Raw genomic sequence first — 13725 nt, 5'->3', positions numbered from 1 at the left:
TCCGGCAGGGCCGCGGCTGCGACAGAAAGCGCCGGTCGCGGCGTTAGACGGGCATGGAGCACAACTTCCAGGAGTTCGCGGTCGGGCGCGGCAGCCAGCTGTACCGGACGGCGTACCTGCTGACGGCCGGAGACTCGCATCTGGCCGAGGACCTGGTGCAGGAGGTACTGGGGCGGATGTTCGCCGCCTGGGGGCGGCTGTCGCGGCTCGACAATCCCGCCGGTTACGCGCAGACGGTGCTGGTCAACGTCTTCATATCGCAGCGCCGCAAACGCAGCAGCGGCGAGCTGCCGACCGAGGTCCTGGCCGAGCGGGCGCAGGACCCGGCGCGGGACGGGGATCCGGCGCTGCGGCTGACACTGCTGGCCTCGCTGCGGCAACTCCCGCCGCAGGACCGGGCGGTGCTGGTGCTGCGCTACTGGGAGGACCGCAGCGTGGAGGAGACGGCGGCGGCCCTCCAGCTGTCGTCCACGGCCGTGCGCTCGCGCAGCAGCCGGGCGCTGGAGCGGCTGCGCGGGGTGCTGGGCAGCAGCAGTGTCGCTGAGCTCGCCGAGCACTGATCGCCGATCGCCGATCGCCGATCGGACCACGAAGATCATCGATGATCGAAGAAGGACAGGTATGCGGCATGCCATCGGACATTGAGTTCGATTTCGTCCGGGCACTCCAGGACGCGGCCGGATCGGCCGTGCAACCGCCCCCGGCGGAGTTGTACGCGGAAGGGGTGGAGCGGGGGCTGCGGATCCGGCGCCGGACCACGTTCCGGCGGACGCTGGCGCTCTCCGTCGCGCTGGTGCTGACCGCCGCCGTCCGGATCGCGCTGCTGGCCGGCACCCCGAACACCACCTCGATGGACGTCACCGCCTCCACCACGGCAACCACCACCGCGACGGCGACCGCGACCGCGACACCCGACGCCTCGGACAGCGCCTCCGGCGGCAGCACGAACACCACGGCGGCCTGGATGCCGGGCTACCTGCTACAGACCTTCAGTTCCCTGGTCCCGGCCGGATCCCGGACCACGATGGAGGGTGACGACGCGGTGGTCGCGCCCGAGCTGTCGCCGAGCGGCAGGTGGAACACCCGGTTGGCGACGGAGCTCACCACCCCCGCCGGTGCCTCCATGGTCAGCCTGAGCGTGCAGGGCTCCCCCCTCACCGCGCGCTGCCCCGGGCACGCCGTCGCGCCCTACGACGACTGCACCAGCACGCCGGTGGCCGGGGGCACCCTCCTCGTGGACCTGGCCCCGACGACCGGGGCCGGGATCACCACCTGGAGCCTGTACTGGAACGGCCCGGAGGGCCAGTCGGTCAGCCTGATCGAGACGACCGGGACCTCGCGGCAGGCGCTGACGCTGCCCCAGGCCACCGCACTGGTCTCCACCCCGGCCTGGGACCGGGTGTGGAAGTCGCTGCCGGAGCCCTGCCCGTGGGGCGCGATGATCAACCCGGGTGCGACAGCGACCCAACTGGCCTCCGGGGCCGGGTTCGTCTGCGCCACCAGCCGGGCCGCCGCGACCACCATCGGCGCGCAGGCGTCGTCACGCGCCGTCAACTGAGCACCGGCAGCAGTTGAACACGGACGTCGCGGCAGCCGTCACGGCGCGGCGTACTCCTCGGCGGTCAGCGCGTAGACGCGGGTCTCGCGGCCGGTGCCGGAGGCGATCAGGTCGCGGTCGCGGCGCATGCCGAGCTTGACCATGATCCGCTCGGAGCCGAGGTTGCCGATCTGGAGGATGCTGACCACCCGCTCCAGGCCCCAGCCACGGAAGGCCTGGTCGAGCGCGGCCCGGGCCGCCTCGGTGGCCAGGCCCTGTCCCCAGAACGGGCGGCCGAGCCGCCAGCCGATCTCGACGGCGGGCATCACCTCCGGCAGGAAGTGCGGCACCGACAGGCCGGTGAACCCGGCCAGCTCGCCGGTCTCCTTGACCTCGACCGCGAACAGCCCGAAGCCCAGCTCGTCCCAGTGCGTTTCGATCCGCTTGAGGGCCTCGCGGGTCCGCGCCTCGTCCCAGGCCGAGCCGTCGCCGATCCAGCGCATCACCTCGGGGTCGGCGTTGATCGCGGCGAAGGGCAGCAGGTCCTCGTCACGCCAGCGGCGGAGCAGCAGTCGGGGGGTCTCGATGGTTGTCATGAACCCATGCTCTCCCCGCTCCGCGAGCACGCGAAAGGGGCCCCCGAAAAGGGGGCCCCCGAGGTGACTACTAGCCGAGCGCCTTGACGGCGGCGTCGTAGTTGGGCTCCTGGGCGATCTCGCTGACCAGCTCCGCGTGGATGACCTGGTCGTTCTCGTCCAGCACGACGACCGCGCGGGCGGCCACGCCGGTGAGCGGACCCTCGGCGATGGCGACGCCGTAGGTGGACAGGAAGTCGCGGCCGCGCATGGTGGACAGCGTCGCCACGTTCTCCAGCCCCTCCGCGCCGCAGAACCGGCCCTGCGCGAACGGCAGGTCGGCCGAGACGCAGAGGACAACGGTGTTGGGCAGGCCGCCGGCCAGCTCGTTGAACTTGCGCACGGAGGCCGCGCAGGTGCCGGTGTCGATGCTGGGGAAGATGTTCAGGACCTTCCGCTGACCCGCATAGTCCTTGAGGGTGACGTCGCCCAGGTCCTTGGACACCAGGGAGAAGGCCGGGGCGGCGGTACCAACGGCGGGGAAGGTGCCCTCGACGGTGATCGGAGTGCCCCTGAACGTGACGGTGCTGGACATGAAGTGACTCCTGAAACGGTAGACGAGTGGTGCGGGGTTCTGCGCTCCCCATTCTGGCCGCTCGCCGTCGTCGGCGGGGCCACGGGCCCCGCAGCGTCCGGATCGAGCCCCCTCACCGTCCGGGTCCGGCCCGCTGCCGCGAGCCCGTGGACGCTGCGGCATCATTCACGCCATGGCCGTGACCAGCACCTATCGACTCACCCGCGCCCAGCAGAAGAACCGGTTCACCATCCTGGGCGTCATGGCGGTGGTGATGGCCGTCGGCTGGACGGCCATCACCGGTGGGCACCGCCCGTCGAACCCCTGGGGGCTGGGGCTCTTCGAAGTGCCGTTCGCCCTGTTCCTGCTGCTCGTGGCCCTGGACGCGCTCAGTCGCAGCGTCGTCGGCGACGCCGGGATCACGCTCCGGCGGCCGTGGTGGCGGTCCCGGTACTCGTGGCAGGAGATAGCCGACATCGAGGTCTTCACCGAGTCCGCGAGGGGAAGCTCCACCACCCGGGTCAGGATCAGGACCGTCCAGGGCAAGCGGCGCAAACTACCCGCCCCGATGACCTCCGGGATGTACCGGTCCAGCGTGGATCCGGAGTTCGCGGCGAAGGTGCAGCAGATCCGCGACCGCTGGCAAGCGGCCGTGGCCGCCTCCCCGGTCAGCGAGGACGCCGACCGCTGAGGGCGGTCGGGTCAGGGGGCGACGGTCAGTGGTTGTCCGGGGTTGATGACCTTGACCGGGACGTCGGGGACGAGACGATTGACCGCCTCGACGAACAGGCTGGGGTCCTTGTCGCTCTTGAGGAAGAGCCTGTCGCCCACAGTGCCGCCGGTAAAGGCGTAGTGCTGCGGGATCGCGAGCTTCGGGCGCAGGGTGGCGGTGAGTTCGGCGGCCTCTTCGGCGTTCATGACGACCTGTTTGTTGCGCGCCATCCGGATGGTCAAGCCGTTGACGGGAAGCAGTGCCACGTCCAGCGGGCCGTAGCGGTCGGTCAGGGTGTGCAACTCCGGGATGAGCAGCGTGTCCCCGGCGAAGTAGACGCTGCGGTCGCCGCCGCTGATGACGTAGGTGACCTCGTAGACGCCGTGCTTGCCGGGGGCGGCGGCGATGGTCAGGTCGCCGACCCGGGCGGACTGCCACGGTTCGAGCGCGCGGACGTTGGTGAAGCCGGCCTTGCGGGCCTTGTCGACGACCGGCCCGGCGACCAGGAGGGGTACGTCCTTGTCGCGGTAGCGGCGGAAGGCGTCGAGGTCGCAGTGGTCGTAGTGCTCGTGGCTGATCACGACGGCGTCCAGGTGCGGCAGCTGTTCCGGCTGGAAGGCGATCGGCTCACCCGGGTGGTACATGGCGCGCTGGGAGAACCAGGGGTCGGTCAGCACGGTCTGGTCGCCTATCTGGATCAGGTGGCAGCTGTGGGTGACCCGGGTGATGACGAGCGATTCGGTCATGGCTGTTCCCTCACTTGGCGGATGGTGGCCGTTGGGCAGGGCGAGCTCACCGGTCGCCCGCGTCGGCGAGGTGGACTCCGCCCAAGGGCGTGCGCTGCGGGGAGATGACCCGGCGGCTGATACGCCAGCCACCGTCGTGACGCCGCAGGGAGTCGTGGTGGTTCACGCTGGCGAGTGTCCCGTCCGCCCTGAGCACGAGGCCCTTGGACAGCGCGGTCACCGTGCCGTCGCTCTCGCCGCTGATGACGACGTTCGTCACGTGATGGGCGATGGGGTTACCCGGGCCGAGGTGCAGGGCGGCGCTCCTGATCGCCTCGATCCCCTCGAAGGTTCCTACTCCCAAGGCACTCATGTCGTAGACGACGTCGGGGGTGAAGATCTCCCCGAGCCGGCCCAGGTGGCCTCCGTCGATGAGGTGCCCCTGCAAGGACAGGACCTCGCCGATCGCCAGGCGGTCTTCCGCGTGCAGCTCGTGCGCCATTGCGTGCTCCGTTCGTTCTGGTACTCGGTACCGTAACATACCGCGTACCCTCTGGAACGGTGAGCCGGGGTTGGTATGCTTGCCGCCATGACCCCGTCCCTCTCGCTCGTGGAGCGCAAGCAACGCCAGGCCCGCCAGCGCATCATCGAGGCCGCCCGGGAGCTGTTCCTCGAACGGGGCTTCGACGGGGTTTCGGTCGGCGACATCGCCGAGCGCGCGGAAGTCGGCCGCACCACCTTCTTCCGCCACTTCGGCGACAAGCAGGAGGTCGTCTTCGCCAGGGAGCAGGAACTGCTCGACATGATCACCACAGCCGGCCACGCCGACGCCGCCCCCGCCCCGCGCGATGCTGCCGGGGCCCTCGAACAACTCCGTCCCGTCCTGCTCGCCCTGTGCACCCGGGCGACCGCCGACCCCGACGCCTACACCCGCCACTTCCAGCTCATCGAGCAGCACCCGGAGCTGCGTGCGCGCGACGCGGTGAAGATGCAGCAGGTCGCCGACAAGCTGTGCGAACTTCTCACCCACCGCGGATCCGACGAAACCACCGCCCGGTTCGCCTCGCAGATCGCCCTCGCCTGCTACCAGACCGCCAAACGCCTCGGCAACAACCCCCACACGCTGGCCGCCGACACCCAAGCCGCCCTCAACCGAGCACTCACGCTCGGGACCGGCACCGCCGAGCCCCAGGCACAACCACCCGGCTCCGGATGACCCGGCTGTCATCCCGTTCGGGCGCTGTTCCTCGCCTAGTCGTGCCCAGAAGTGGACAACCGGTAGGAAGCCCAAGCCTCGACCGCTGGACTGATGGCCCTGTGCCAAGAGCCCTCCGGGAACCTGGCACGCCAACCCGGACGGTCACGTTCCCATCCGCGATGCATGCGCGCCAGCACCCGGGCAAGGGCATCGATCACCCCGGGCTCGGCATCCGCCCACACCTCGCACCCGGACACGGCGTGCTCGGCCTCCGCCGGGCTGTGGCCAGCCGCGATGAGCTGAGTGACCAACTCACCGAGGTTGACCACCGCAGCGCCGAGAAAGGGCGACGACCAGTCCACCAGCCATGCCTGAGTGCCATCCACCAGGAAGTTCTCCGGGTTGATGTCGGAGTGCAGCAGTGCGCCACCGTCCAACAGTCGGGCCTCGTCCGCTGTAGCCACATCGCGCCAGGTGCGGTGTCGCCACGGACCGCTTTCCGGTAGCCGCACACGCCCGACGTGGTCAATCAGGGAGACCACGCGGGCGATGTCCGGAGAGCTGGGGCTCAAGTCGGCGTGACGCCCTTCGATGAACACGTAGACCAGAGCCGTCCAGGATTCCGACCTGGCATGCCCGACCAGCGCCGGTCCAATGCCCGCCACGTAAGGGTTGAGTGCCACCTCGCGAGGCTCGGAGACGGTCCCGGCCTCCTTGAACGCCTTAACGAAGAACCGGCCGCGATCAGCTTCCACAGACGCGGTGACGTCGGCACGGTACCCGGCGTCAATCACGGCAACCCGGCGGACAGTCCCCGTGTACGGGGCGATCAGCTCCTGGATCTCAGGGTTCATGTCACTCGTTCGACGGGTAGCACGGATAGGCGTCGGGTGCGCAAGATGTGTCGTTCGGACTGCACGGGTCGGCCAGCATCGGGATGGTGGCCGTGAGCCCGGCCATCTCCTCCCCGCTCAGGATATCGGCCAACGGCGACATCCGGACGTTACCGGCCTTCAGCCACCCGGACATGGTGCAGGGGGAAACCTCGCCGTCCGGTCCGATGGCGGCGCGGTCGTGCCCGCAGCGGCCACACAGCGCGGTTACATCGCACGCGGGGTGCTCGCCCTGCCCGCGTCCAAACCCTCGAACATGGTCGATACCGACCCTGGTCACGCCGAGGGATTCCAGGTCCGCCCGCGCTGCGGCTCCATCGTCGCCTTCTCCCACGATGATGCCGACCCGCAGCGGCAGGCCCCGGCTCACGGCCCGCTCGATGTTGGCGCGGGTCTTGTGATGGCTCGCGCGGCCGGTCAACGCGTTGTGGACCTCCGCCCGGTCCGAGTAGTACGACGTCGCCAGGGAGACACCGGGGAGCGCGAACAACGCCCAGTCGGCGTCCGTGACCCGAACCAGGTTGCTGAACACCTCCACCTGCATGCCCAGGCTCAGCGCGTTGTCGACCAGGTGGTGCAGGTCGGGGTGCATCGTCGGTTCCCCGCCGATGAACTGGACGGTCGAGACGCCGTACTCGGCGGCCTGGTCCAGCGCCCGGAACCAGTCGTCGCGGGCCATGGTGCCGTGCGTGCCCCCCGGGCCGGACTCGTTGTAGCAGTGGGTGCAGGCCAGCTGGCACTTGCGCGTCAGGTCGAAGGAGACCAGCCGCACGCGGGTCTTCCCGCCCTGCGACGGTTCGATGGTGGTGGTCACTGTCACTGCCCTTCTATCGGGTGGTGCAGTACCGGTGAGCCGGATGGCTGCCGGAGCTGGGAGCCCGCCCCGATTCACGGGATGATCACGTGCTCGGGGCAGGAGTCTTATGGTCAACATGGTCCGGAGCGGGGTCGCCTCATCGCGACGACACAACTGACGTCACTAGGGCGTCAATTCGGTGTCATTGTCCGGGTGGGAGGTCTACCGTGATCGTATGACGACGCCCAACGACACCTTCCGAACGGTCCGCATAGGGCTGCGGTTGAGTCAGGACGACATGGCCCGCGAACTTCGCCGAGTCGGGGTGGAATCCGGGGAACCCAACGACGCCAACAAGCGGTTGGTACAGCGCTGGGAATCCGGGACCGTGGCCTACCCCCGGACGGTCTACGCCCGCGCGCTGGAAACCCTGACGGGGCTTCCCCTTGAGTCCCTGGGTTTCCGCATCCCAGTTCCCTCAGTGCGGGTGTCAGCCGACGGGCAGGGGGGGCACGACCTGCGGATCGAAGATGGGACAGACCCGATCCCCGTAGCAGCTCCGCCGACCCCAGCAGCCAATCATTCAGGGGTATGGCTCAGCCGGTACGAGTACTTTTCCTCAAGCAGGGGCGACACCTTCGCCGCAGCGCACTTCGTCGTGTTGATCCAGCATGGCAACCGGCTCACGGGGCGCTCACTGCCGGGGACGTCCACCAACCCCGACAGTCCGCTGACCTTGGACCTGACGGTTGATCGAAACGTGGTCACAGGAACGTGGACCGAGCAAACAGCAGTAGACGGCTACTACAACGGGGCCCGCTACCACGGGGCGATTCAACTGCTCGTCGAGCCAACGGGGCGGCGAATGGCCGGTAAGTGGGTCGGCTTCGGCAAGGAGTTTGACGTCAACACAGGTCCGTGGACGCTCTCGTTCGTGGATGCCAGCACCAGCAAGGCAACCCTGGAGAAGTACACTGCCCCACCCACCTGATCGGCTTGCGCCACAAGCGCACGAAAGCCCCCTACCAGCCACGGAAAGGCAGCATGCAAGGCTGTCTCGTAACTCGGTTGGCGAGACGCACCCGGGTGACTGAGCCCCGGCGGCGTCCTCGGAAAGCGCGTCCGGCGAGGCGGTTGGGGGGCGGGTCAGGGGCGGGGGAGGTGGAGTTCGGGCAGGGCGGGGTGTCGCAGGATCTGCGCGGCCGGGGTGATGTCGAGGGTGAAGGTCTCGGGGGCCGGGCAGTCGGCGTCGTCGTAGGCGTCGAGCAGGGTCTCGACCTTTTCCCATAGTCGGCGCGGGCCGCCCTCGCGGACCCGCCATCCCTGGTCGTCACGGGTGAGGGCGGCGACGGAGCCGGAGACGACGTCGACCAGGTAGAGCGCGTCGCCCTGGTCGCTGAGCTGGGCGTCGGGGATCGTGCACTGGACCAGGAAGCGGGTGAAGAACGCCTCGCTGGTGGCGGCGGTGATCCGGTCGGGGTGGTGGCGGGCCGGCCGGCCGGTGCTGTCCAGCAGCCGGGCCCAGTGCGCGGGGTTGCCGAACGCGGGTGGCTCCTGGGCGCGGGCGGCCATGAACGAGACGGTGCCTGGCAGCAGCGGCCCGGACGCGGTGCCGTCGCCGTCGACGGTGGCCAGGACCCGGGCATAGCCGTAGAGCCAGCCGCCGAGCGTGGTCAGGATCTTCGCCCCGGGCCGGGTCTGCGCGGTCCAGGCAGCGGGCAGCTGCCGGACCGAGCAGGCGGCGACGATCCGGTCGAAGGGGGCGGTGGGCCGGTAACCGAACAGGCCGTCGGCCACCGCGAGGTCGGGGATGTAGTCCAGGGAGTACAGGGCCTCTGCGGCCTGCCCCAGCCGCCGGTCGTCGACCTCGATGGAGGTGACGTGGTCGGACCCCAGGCGCTGGCAGGCCAGCGCGGTCGAGTAGCCGGCGCCGGTGCCGACCTCCAGCACGTCCTGGCCCGCGTGGATGTCGGCGTCACGGGCTGCCACACCGTCAGCCCGTGCGCGTCCGTCCGGTCGGCGGGCAGGTAGAAGCCGGGGACGAAGCGGTGCCGGGGTACGGTCTCCACTGCGGTCCGCCAGGCCGGATCGGACAGCGGCCCCTCGTCGGCCAGGGTGGCAGCCAGGTGCGCGCGCAGGATCGCCGCGTCGGTGTCGGTGGTGGGCGCGGTCATCGGGCCTGTTCCTCCCGCAGCAGCGGCGGTGATGTGCTCGGCATCGGGGATGCCGACCCCATTGTCCATTGCTGTCGCATCGAGCCGAAGGTGATGGCGGCGGAGCTGCACCGGCGGAAATCGGTTCGCTGGGGTTGGGGGTCCGGTACGGTCGCGGGGTTGTGCTGGTGGTTCTGGTGGAGAGCAGGTTGTGTGATGGCGTGTCGGATCAGTGAGCTCGTGATCGGGTGTCGGGAGCCCGAGGTGCTGGCGCGGTTCTGGTGCGGGGTGCTGGACTTCGTGGTGCTCGGTCGGGAGGACGACGGTTCGATGGAGATCGGACCGCGCGAGGGCTTCGGCGGTGCGCAGGCGACGATCTTCCTCAGTCGCCGGGACGCGCCGGAGCCGGGGAAGTCGCGGCTGCACTTCGACGTCAACCCCACCGACCGCGACCAGGACGCCGAGCTCGAACGGCTGTTGGCGCTCGGTGCGCGCCCGGCCGAGATCGGTCAGACCGGGCAGGAGCAGTGGCACGTCCTGGTGGATCCCGAGGGCAACGAGTTCTGCCTGCTCAAAGCCCGCCTCAAGACCCTGTGATGCCCGGACCGGTGGTGCGCGAGCCGCGTCCGACCGCGCGGGGGTCGCGGAGGGCCGACGTGGTCGGCATCGTGCTGTGCGGCGGGCTGACCGCCGTGCTGGACAGCGCGTTCCTGTCCCGGACGTCCGGCGACGGTCCGGTGCTGCTGGTCTTCGCCGTCGCCGGAGCCGCAGTCGGCGTCGGCGTGACCCGGTGGCGGGGACCGGTGTCACGGCGGTTGCTGTGCGTCGCGGCGGGCGTGTTCCTGGCGCAGGCGGTCGTGGTGCTGAGCGTCGTGATTGTCTCGGCGATCCTGCATGTCCTGTTCGGCCACCTGTCCATCCCGTGGTGACGCTGCTCCCCGGCGGCGAGGGGGCGTCAGTTCCGGCGCGAACAGCGGGCACATCGGCCCCGCTGAGGTCGTGTCCCGCGACGGGACACTTCGGAAACTGTCACATGGGGGGACACCGGCAAGAGTGGCCCGGCCAAAGAAGGGGTGAAACGGCCAGACTGATGCCACATCAGGTCTAAATTCAGGGCGACGTCTGATTCGGGTGGACTTCGGGAGAGAACGATGCCCGAGCACCGCTACTGATGGTAGTTGTATGAATACCGTCCGTGGCTGACTCGACCGCCTGGACGCGGAGACTGACGGGGCATCAGATCACTTCTGGGACATGGGGAGGACAGTCATGGTCAAGCGAGAGAACGAGGGTGCGGAGACGCCCGGGGCGGTGTTCGGCGAGCTGCTGAGGATCAAGCGGTCGGACGCGGGGTTCACCCAGGACGACCTCGCGGAGCTGATCCACGCCGAGCGTTCGCTGATCACGAAGTTCGAGTCCGGGAAACGAGTCCCCAGGAAGGAGATGGTGGAGAAGTTCGACGACTTCCTGTCCGGGCGCGGGGAGTTGGTGCGGCTGCATCAGCGGATCAAGTGGACCACCCGGCTCTCGTTCTTCCCCGACTGGTTCCGGCGGCGGGCGGCGATGGACGCCCGGCTGATCGAGCTGCACCAGTACCAGACGCAGCTCATCCCAGGACTGCTGCAAACCGAGGCCTACGCCCGCGCATTGTTCGAGCGATACTCCGAGGGCGACGAACAGGCCGCCGAGGACAATCTGGAGGGGCGAATGGGGCGCCAGTCGCGGTTCCTGGAGCTCGACGGGCCGCTCTACGTCGTACTGCTGGACGAGAGTTGCCTCATGCATGTGATCGGCAGCAACGAGGTCATGCGCGAGTCGATGGACCACCTGCTGGCTGCGGGCTCGCTGCCGAACGTCCACATCCAGATCGTTCCCTTCACCCTGCACCACGTGCACGAGCCGAACACGCCGATGTCGCTGATCGTCATGCCGAACGGCGACCGCTGGGTGTACTCGGAATCCCTCGACATGGGGCATTTCAGCAACGATCCGAAGGTCCTGACAAAGCACCAGCGGGACTATGATCGGCTGAGGGCCGACGCACTGTCAGCCCGCGATTCGGCCGCCCTGATCAGGGAAGCAAGGGAAAGGTACAGCACACATGACTGACCTCCACTCCGCACCGTGGCGCAAGTCCAGCTACAGCGGTGCCAACGGCGGCGACTGCATCGAGACCGCTCCCGGCTTCATCCCTGGCGCGGTCCCGGTTCGTGACAGCAAGGACCCGCAGGGCCCCGCCCTGGTCTTCGGCGCGGACGCCTTCAGCGCGTTCGTCGAGGCCGTCAAGGCGGGCGAGTTCCCCAGCACCTGACCAAACTCCTCACCCTCAGGGAAAGGCAGAGCGCACATGACTGACCTCAACTCGGCACCATGGCGCAAGTCCAGCTACAGCGGCGGCGACGGCGGCGACTGCATCGAGACCGCCCCGGGCTTCATCCCCGGCGCCGTCCCGGTCCGCGACAGCAAGGACCCGCAGGGCCCCGCGCTGGTCTTCGGCGCGGACGCCTTCAGCGCGTTCGTCGAGGCCGTCAAGGCGGGCGAGTTCCCCAGCACCTGAGAAAGCCGTCACCTCCCCCTGTCGACCGACGGACGGCAGGGGGCTCAGCCGCCGGTGAAGTACGACGGTGTGCGGACCCGCATGCTGACCGCGAGCTCGCGGAGGAAGCTCTCGCTCACTGCGGGGGTGACGCCCTGGATCACGGCGACGGTGTCGCCGACCCGGGCGAAGTACTCGACGTACTGGTAGTCCGCGTGCCGCCACACCCCGGGAGCCACCGGCGCGCAGGCGGGCGAGGGCAGCGGCGTGCCGCTGGTGAGCGCGGTGCAGTGGGAGGGCGGGGTGAACCCCGGTTGCACCGCGCCGACGAACACCTGGACCTGCTGCTGCATCTGGGCCATGGTCACCGCGCCCTTGCCCGGGAAGTCGGGCGAGACCCGGTAGTAGAAGGTGGTGTCCGTCCCCAGGGTCTCCGTGCCGACGCCCTCCAGGTGCCAGTTCGTGGGAAACTGCGGTCCCAGCAGCGGGATGTGAGAAGCCGTCAGGTCACTGTCCTGGCTGCTCTGCGAAGCCCGGGTCTCGGCCGCCGAGTTGAGCGGCACCAGCAGCACGAGCGCGACGGCTGCGGCGGCCCGTGGCAGCAGCGATCCGCGCGGCAGCGTGCCCCACGCCGCGAGCGCGAACGCCCCTGCCCGCAGGATGAGTTCGACCCAGGTCGGGCCGCCGGGGAGCAGTCGGAGCACGGTGACGATGTGCGGCAGGTACCAGTACAGGCCGGTGCCGAGCAGCGCGGTGAGCGAGGCCGGGGCGATCCGCAGGACGCGCAGGGCCGCCCAGGTGAGCAGGAAGTTGAGCACCATCACGACGTAGGACCAGATGAGCGCGACGCCCAGGCAGCCGTAGCCCGAGGCGTCCCGGCAGGAGGGCGACTCCAGCAGCAGTGTGGTCAGGAGCTGTAGCCCCGTCCCGGCGACAACGCCGACCCCGGCGGCCGACAGTACCCGCCGCAGCGGGCCGCCCGCCCGCTCGGCGGCCACCGGCTCTTCGGTCAACACCGTGCTCATCCAGTTCCCCCCCTAGAACTGAACGGAGCGTAGTCGATCAGCGGGCGCCGTGCCGCACCCCATCAGTTCTGTCCGCCCGCCTGCTCCGCCCGCTCCAGCACCGGCGTGCGGGCCCGCACCTGGTCCGGGTGCGCGTCCGCCAGATCCAGCGCGCCGTCGGTCCCACTGTCCTCGCCGCTCATCGCGCCCCCCGTCCCGCCCGCCCGCGCACACGCCGTGCCCGGGGTTCGGTGGGACCCGCCCACGCTGTAGGTTCAGCACCGTCCGCAGGTGGCGGCGTCCGGCGCCCCCTCGTCACGACCCTCCCGGAGACCCGCATGAACCAGCGCACGGGCCTGATACTCGACTTCGGCGGTGTGCTCACCACCAGCGTCCCCGCCTGCGCGGTCGCGTTCGACCGCCGGGCCGGGCTGCCCGAGGGGACGCTGCTGCGGATGATCTCGCGGCACCCGGAGGGCTCCGAGCTGTACCGGGCGCTGGAGCGGGGCGCGGTCAGCCAGACCGAGTGGAACGAGCGCACCGGCGCGCTGCTGGGCGTCGACGGCGAGGGACTGCTCGGGCGGGTACTGGAGGAGCTGCATCCGGAACCGTCGGTGATCGCCGCCGCGCGGGCCGCCCGGGCGGCCGGGATCACCGTCGGCATCTTCTCCAACAGCCTCGGCCTGGAGCCCTGCGACCCGTACCAGGGCTACGACTTGGCGGCGAACTACGACGCCGTGCTGATCTCCGAGCACTACCGCGCCCGCAAGCCCGACCCGGAGCTGTACCTGACCATGCTGGAGCTGATGGGCCTCCCGGCGGCGGCCTGTGTCTTCGTCGACGACACCGCCGCCAACCTGCCCCCGGCCGAGGCCCTCGGCATCGCCACGATCCACGCCCAGGACCCTGCGGAGACGATCCGCCAGATCGAGTCCCAGCTGGGCCTCCCGCTGGCCGTCAGCGCCGCCTGAGCGGGCGCGCCGGGCCCGGCGCACCCCAAAGGGCACCACTCTCCTCCACCC

At 69.8% G+C, this 13725-nt stretch carries 19 protein-coding genes; 11 read left to right on the top strand and 8 right to left on the bottom strand.

What is annotated here, in order from left to right; translation table 11 throughout:
• The first annotated feature begins 53 nt into the window (after positions 1–53).
• Both GXP74_RS07420 and GXP74_RS07415 read left to right on the top strand, forming a co-directional pair.
• Entirely contained in the window at positions 54–560 is a 507-nt protein-coding gene (locus GXP74_RS07420) for a SigE family RNA polymerase sigma factor (RefSeq protein WP_182450598.1), read from the top strand.
• A 68-nt stretch (positions 561–628) separates the two neighbouring features.
• Positions 629–1558 carry a hypothetical protein gene (locus GXP74_RS07415; RefSeq protein WP_182450597.1) on the top strand — a complete coding sequence of 310 codons (930 nt, stop codon included), beginning with the start codon at positions 629–631 and terminating at the stop codon, positions 1556–1558.
• Between the two features lie 38 nt (positions 1559–1596).
• On the opposite strand, the gene GXP74_RS07410 is transcribed toward GXP74_RS07415, so the two are convergent.
• Positions 1597–2133 (bottom strand): GNAT family N-acetyltransferase, encoded by a 537-nt coding sequence (locus tag GXP74_RS07410; protein WP_182450596.1) that lies wholly within the window; start codon positions 2131–2133, stop codon positions 1597–1599.
• A 70-nt stretch (positions 2134–2203) separates the two neighbouring features.
• A complete protein-coding gene (gene tpx, locus GXP74_RS07405) occupies positions 2204–2707 on the bottom strand; it encodes a thiol peroxidase (protein ID WP_182450595.1) in 504 nt (167 codons plus the stop codon).
• Between the two features lie 172 nt (positions 2708–2879).
• On the opposite strand from tpx, the gene GXP74_RS07400 reads away from it, so the two are divergent.
• Complete coding sequence (locus GXP74_RS07400; RefSeq protein WP_182450594.1) at positions 2880–3377, top strand: hypothetical protein; 498 nt, start codon at positions 2880–2882, stop codon at positions 3375–3377.
• Between the two features lie 11 nt (positions 3378–3388).
• Here GXP74_RS07400 and GXP74_RS07395 read toward each other — a convergent pair whose 3' ends face one another.
• The gene (locus GXP74_RS07395) at positions 3389–4144 is read right to left on the bottom strand and encodes an MBL fold metallo-hydrolase (RefSeq protein WP_182450593.1); all 756 of its coding nucleotides are present in this window, start codon (positions 4142–4144) and stop codon (positions 3389–3391) included.
• A gap of 46 nt (positions 4145–4190) precedes the next feature.
• Positions 4191–4625 (bottom strand): nuclear transport factor 2 family protein, encoded by a 435-nt coding sequence (locus tag GXP74_RS07390; protein ID WP_182450592.1) that lies wholly within the window; start codon positions 4623–4625, stop codon positions 4191–4193.
• 87 nt (positions 4626–4712) lie between these two features.
• On the opposite strand from GXP74_RS07390, the gene GXP74_RS07385 reads away from it, so the two are divergent.
• Entirely contained in the window at positions 4713–5339 is a 627-nt protein-coding gene (locus GXP74_RS07385) for a TetR/AcrR family transcriptional regulator (RefSeq protein WP_182450591.1), read from the top strand.
• A 35-nt stretch (positions 5340–5374) separates the two neighbouring features.
• On the opposite strand, the gene GXP74_RS07380 is transcribed toward GXP74_RS07385, so the two are convergent.
• Both GXP74_RS07380 and GXP74_RS07375 read right to left on the bottom strand, forming a co-directional pair.
• Positions 5375–6175: a protein kinase gene (locus tag GXP74_RS07380; RefSeq protein WP_182450590.1), complete on the bottom strand. Its 801-nt coding sequence runs from the start codon at positions 6173–6175 to the stop codon at positions 5375–5377.
• Between the two features lies 1 nt (position 6176).
• Positions 6177–7034 (bottom strand): radical SAM protein, encoded by an 858-nt coding sequence (locus GXP74_RS07375; protein WP_225447778.1) that lies wholly within the window; start codon positions 7032–7034, stop codon positions 6177–6179.
• 211 nt (positions 7035–7245) lie between these two features.
• On the opposite strand from GXP74_RS07375, the gene GXP74_RS07370 reads away from it, so the two are divergent.
• Positions 7246–8001 carry an XRE family transcriptional regulator gene (locus GXP74_RS07370; RefSeq protein WP_182450588.1) on the top strand — a complete coding sequence of 252 codons (756 nt, stop codon included), beginning with the start codon at positions 7246–7248 and terminating at the stop codon, positions 7999–8001.
• A gap of 155 nt (positions 8002–8156) precedes the next feature.
• On the opposite strand, the gene GXP74_RS07365 is transcribed toward GXP74_RS07370, so the two are convergent.
• A complete protein-coding gene (locus GXP74_RS07365) occupies positions 8157–8999 on the bottom strand; it encodes a hypothetical protein (protein ID WP_225447777.1) in 843 nt (280 codons plus the stop codon).
• Positions 9000–9379: 380 nt separating this feature from the next.
• Between GXP74_RS07365 and GXP74_RS07360 the strand changes: the two genes are divergently transcribed.
• The 5 genes from GXP74_RS07360 (at position 9380) to GXP74_RS07340 (ending at position 11720) form a co-directional block, all read left to right on the top strand.
• Complete coding sequence (locus GXP74_RS07360; RefSeq protein WP_182450587.1) at positions 9380–9760, top strand: VOC family protein; 381 nt, start codon at positions 9380–9382, stop codon at positions 9758–9760.
• 59 nt (positions 9761–9819) lie between these two features.
• A complete protein-coding gene (locus GXP74_RS07355; RefSeq protein ID WP_182450586.1) occupies positions 9820–10092 on the top strand; it encodes a hypothetical protein in 273 nt (90 codons plus the stop codon).
• Positions 10093–10432: 340 nt separating this feature from the next.
• Positions 10433–11272, top strand: a complete 840-nt coding sequence (locus GXP74_RS07350) for a helix-turn-helix transcriptional regulator (protein WP_182450585.1) — start codon at positions 10433–10435, stop codon at positions 11270–11272.
• The gene (locus GXP74_RS07345; RefSeq protein WP_182450584.1) at positions 11265–11474 is read left to right on the top strand and encodes a DUF397 domain-containing protein; all 210 of its coding nucleotides are present in this window, start codon (positions 11265–11267) and stop codon (positions 11472–11474) included. The genes GXP74_RS07350 and GXP74_RS07345 overlap by 8 nt, the downstream gene beginning before the upstream one ends.
• Before the next feature lie 36 nt (positions 11475–11510).
• Positions 11511–11720, top strand: a complete 210-nt coding sequence (locus tag GXP74_RS07340; RefSeq protein WP_182450583.1) for a DUF397 domain-containing protein — start codon at positions 11511–11513, stop codon at positions 11718–11720.
• A 44-nt stretch (positions 11721–11764) separates the two neighbouring features.
• Here GXP74_RS07340 and GXP74_RS07335 read toward each other — a convergent pair whose 3' ends face one another.
• A complete protein-coding gene (locus GXP74_RS07335) occupies positions 11765–12724 on the bottom strand; it encodes a hypothetical protein (RefSeq protein ID WP_182450582.1) in 960 nt (319 codons plus the stop codon).
• 317 nt (positions 12725–13041) lie between these two features.
• On the opposite strand from GXP74_RS07335, the gene GXP74_RS07330 reads away from it, so the two are divergent.
• Positions 13042–13674 carry an HAD-IA family hydrolase gene (locus GXP74_RS07330; protein WP_182450581.1) on the top strand — a complete coding sequence of 211 codons (633 nt, stop codon included), beginning with the start codon at positions 13042–13044 and terminating at the stop codon, positions 13672–13674.
• Positions 13675–13725: the final 51 nt, after the last annotated feature.

Source organism: Streptacidiphilus sp. P02-A3a, assembly GCF_014084105.1.
GTDB lineage: Bacteria > Actinomycetota > Actinomycetes > Streptomycetales > Streptomycetaceae > Streptacidiphilus.
Note: the sequence above shows the minus strand (reverse complement) of the source record. Positions and strands in the feature narration are given on the sequence as shown.

Coding starts and splice junctions, on each gene's coding strand:
- GXP74_RS07420 (WP_182450598.1), top strand. CDS start 54: ATGGAGCACAACTTCCAGGAGTTCGCGGTCGGGCGCGGCAGCCAGCTG.
- GXP74_RS07415 (WP_182450597.1), top strand. CDS start 629: ATGCCATCGGACATTGAGTTCGATTTCGTCCGGGCACTCCAGGACGCG.
- GXP74_RS07410 (WP_182450596.1), bottom strand. CDS start 2,133: ATGACAACCATCGAGACCCCCCGACTGCTGCTCCGCCGCTGGCGTGAC.
- tpx (WP_182450595.1), bottom strand. CDS start 2,707: ATGTCCAGCACCGTCACGTTCAGGGGCACTCCGATCACCGTCGAGGGC.
- GXP74_RS07400 (WP_182450594.1), top strand. CDS start 2,880: ATGGCCGTGACCAGCACCTATCGACTCACCCGCGCCCAGCAGAAGAAC.
- GXP74_RS07395 (WP_182450593.1), bottom strand. CDS start 4,144: ATGACCGAATCGCTCGTCATCACCCGGGTCACCCACAGCTGCCACCTG.
- GXP74_RS07390 (WP_182450592.1), bottom strand. CDS start 4,625: ATGGCGCACGAGCTGCACGCGGAAGACCGCCTGGCGATCGGCGAGGTC.
- GXP74_RS07385 (WP_182450591.1), top strand. CDS start 4,713: ATGACCCCGTCCCTCTCGCTCGTGGAGCGCAAGCAACGCCAGGCCCGC.
- GXP74_RS07380 (WP_182450590.1), bottom strand. CDS start 6,175: ATGAACCCTGAGATCCAGGAGCTGATCGCCCCGTACACGGGGACTGTC.
- GXP74_RS07370 (WP_182450588.1), top strand. CDS start 7,246: ATGACGACGCCCAACGACACCTTCCGAACGGTCCGCATAGGGCTGCGG.
- GXP74_RS07360 (WP_182450587.1), top strand. CDS start 9,380: ATGGCGTGTCGGATCAGTGAGCTCGTGATCGGGTGTCGGGAGCCCGAG.
- GXP74_RS07350 (WP_182450585.1), top strand. CDS start 10,433: ATGGTCAAGCGAGAGAACGAGGGTGCGGAGACGCCCGGGGCGGTGTTC.
- GXP74_RS07345 (WP_182450584.1), top strand. CDS start 11,265: ATGACTGACCTCCACTCCGCACCGTGGCGCAAGTCCAGCTACAGCGGT.
- GXP74_RS07340 (WP_182450583.1), top strand. CDS start 11,511: ATGACTGACCTCAACTCGGCACCATGGCGCAAGTCCAGCTACAGCGGC.
- GXP74_RS07335 (WP_182450582.1), bottom strand. CDS start 12,724: ATGAGCACGGTGTTGACCGAAGAGCCGGTGGCCGCCGAGCGGGCGGGC.
- GXP74_RS07330 (WP_182450581.1), top strand. CDS start 13,042: ATGAACCAGCGCACGGGCCTGATACTCGACTTCGGCGGTGTGCTCACC.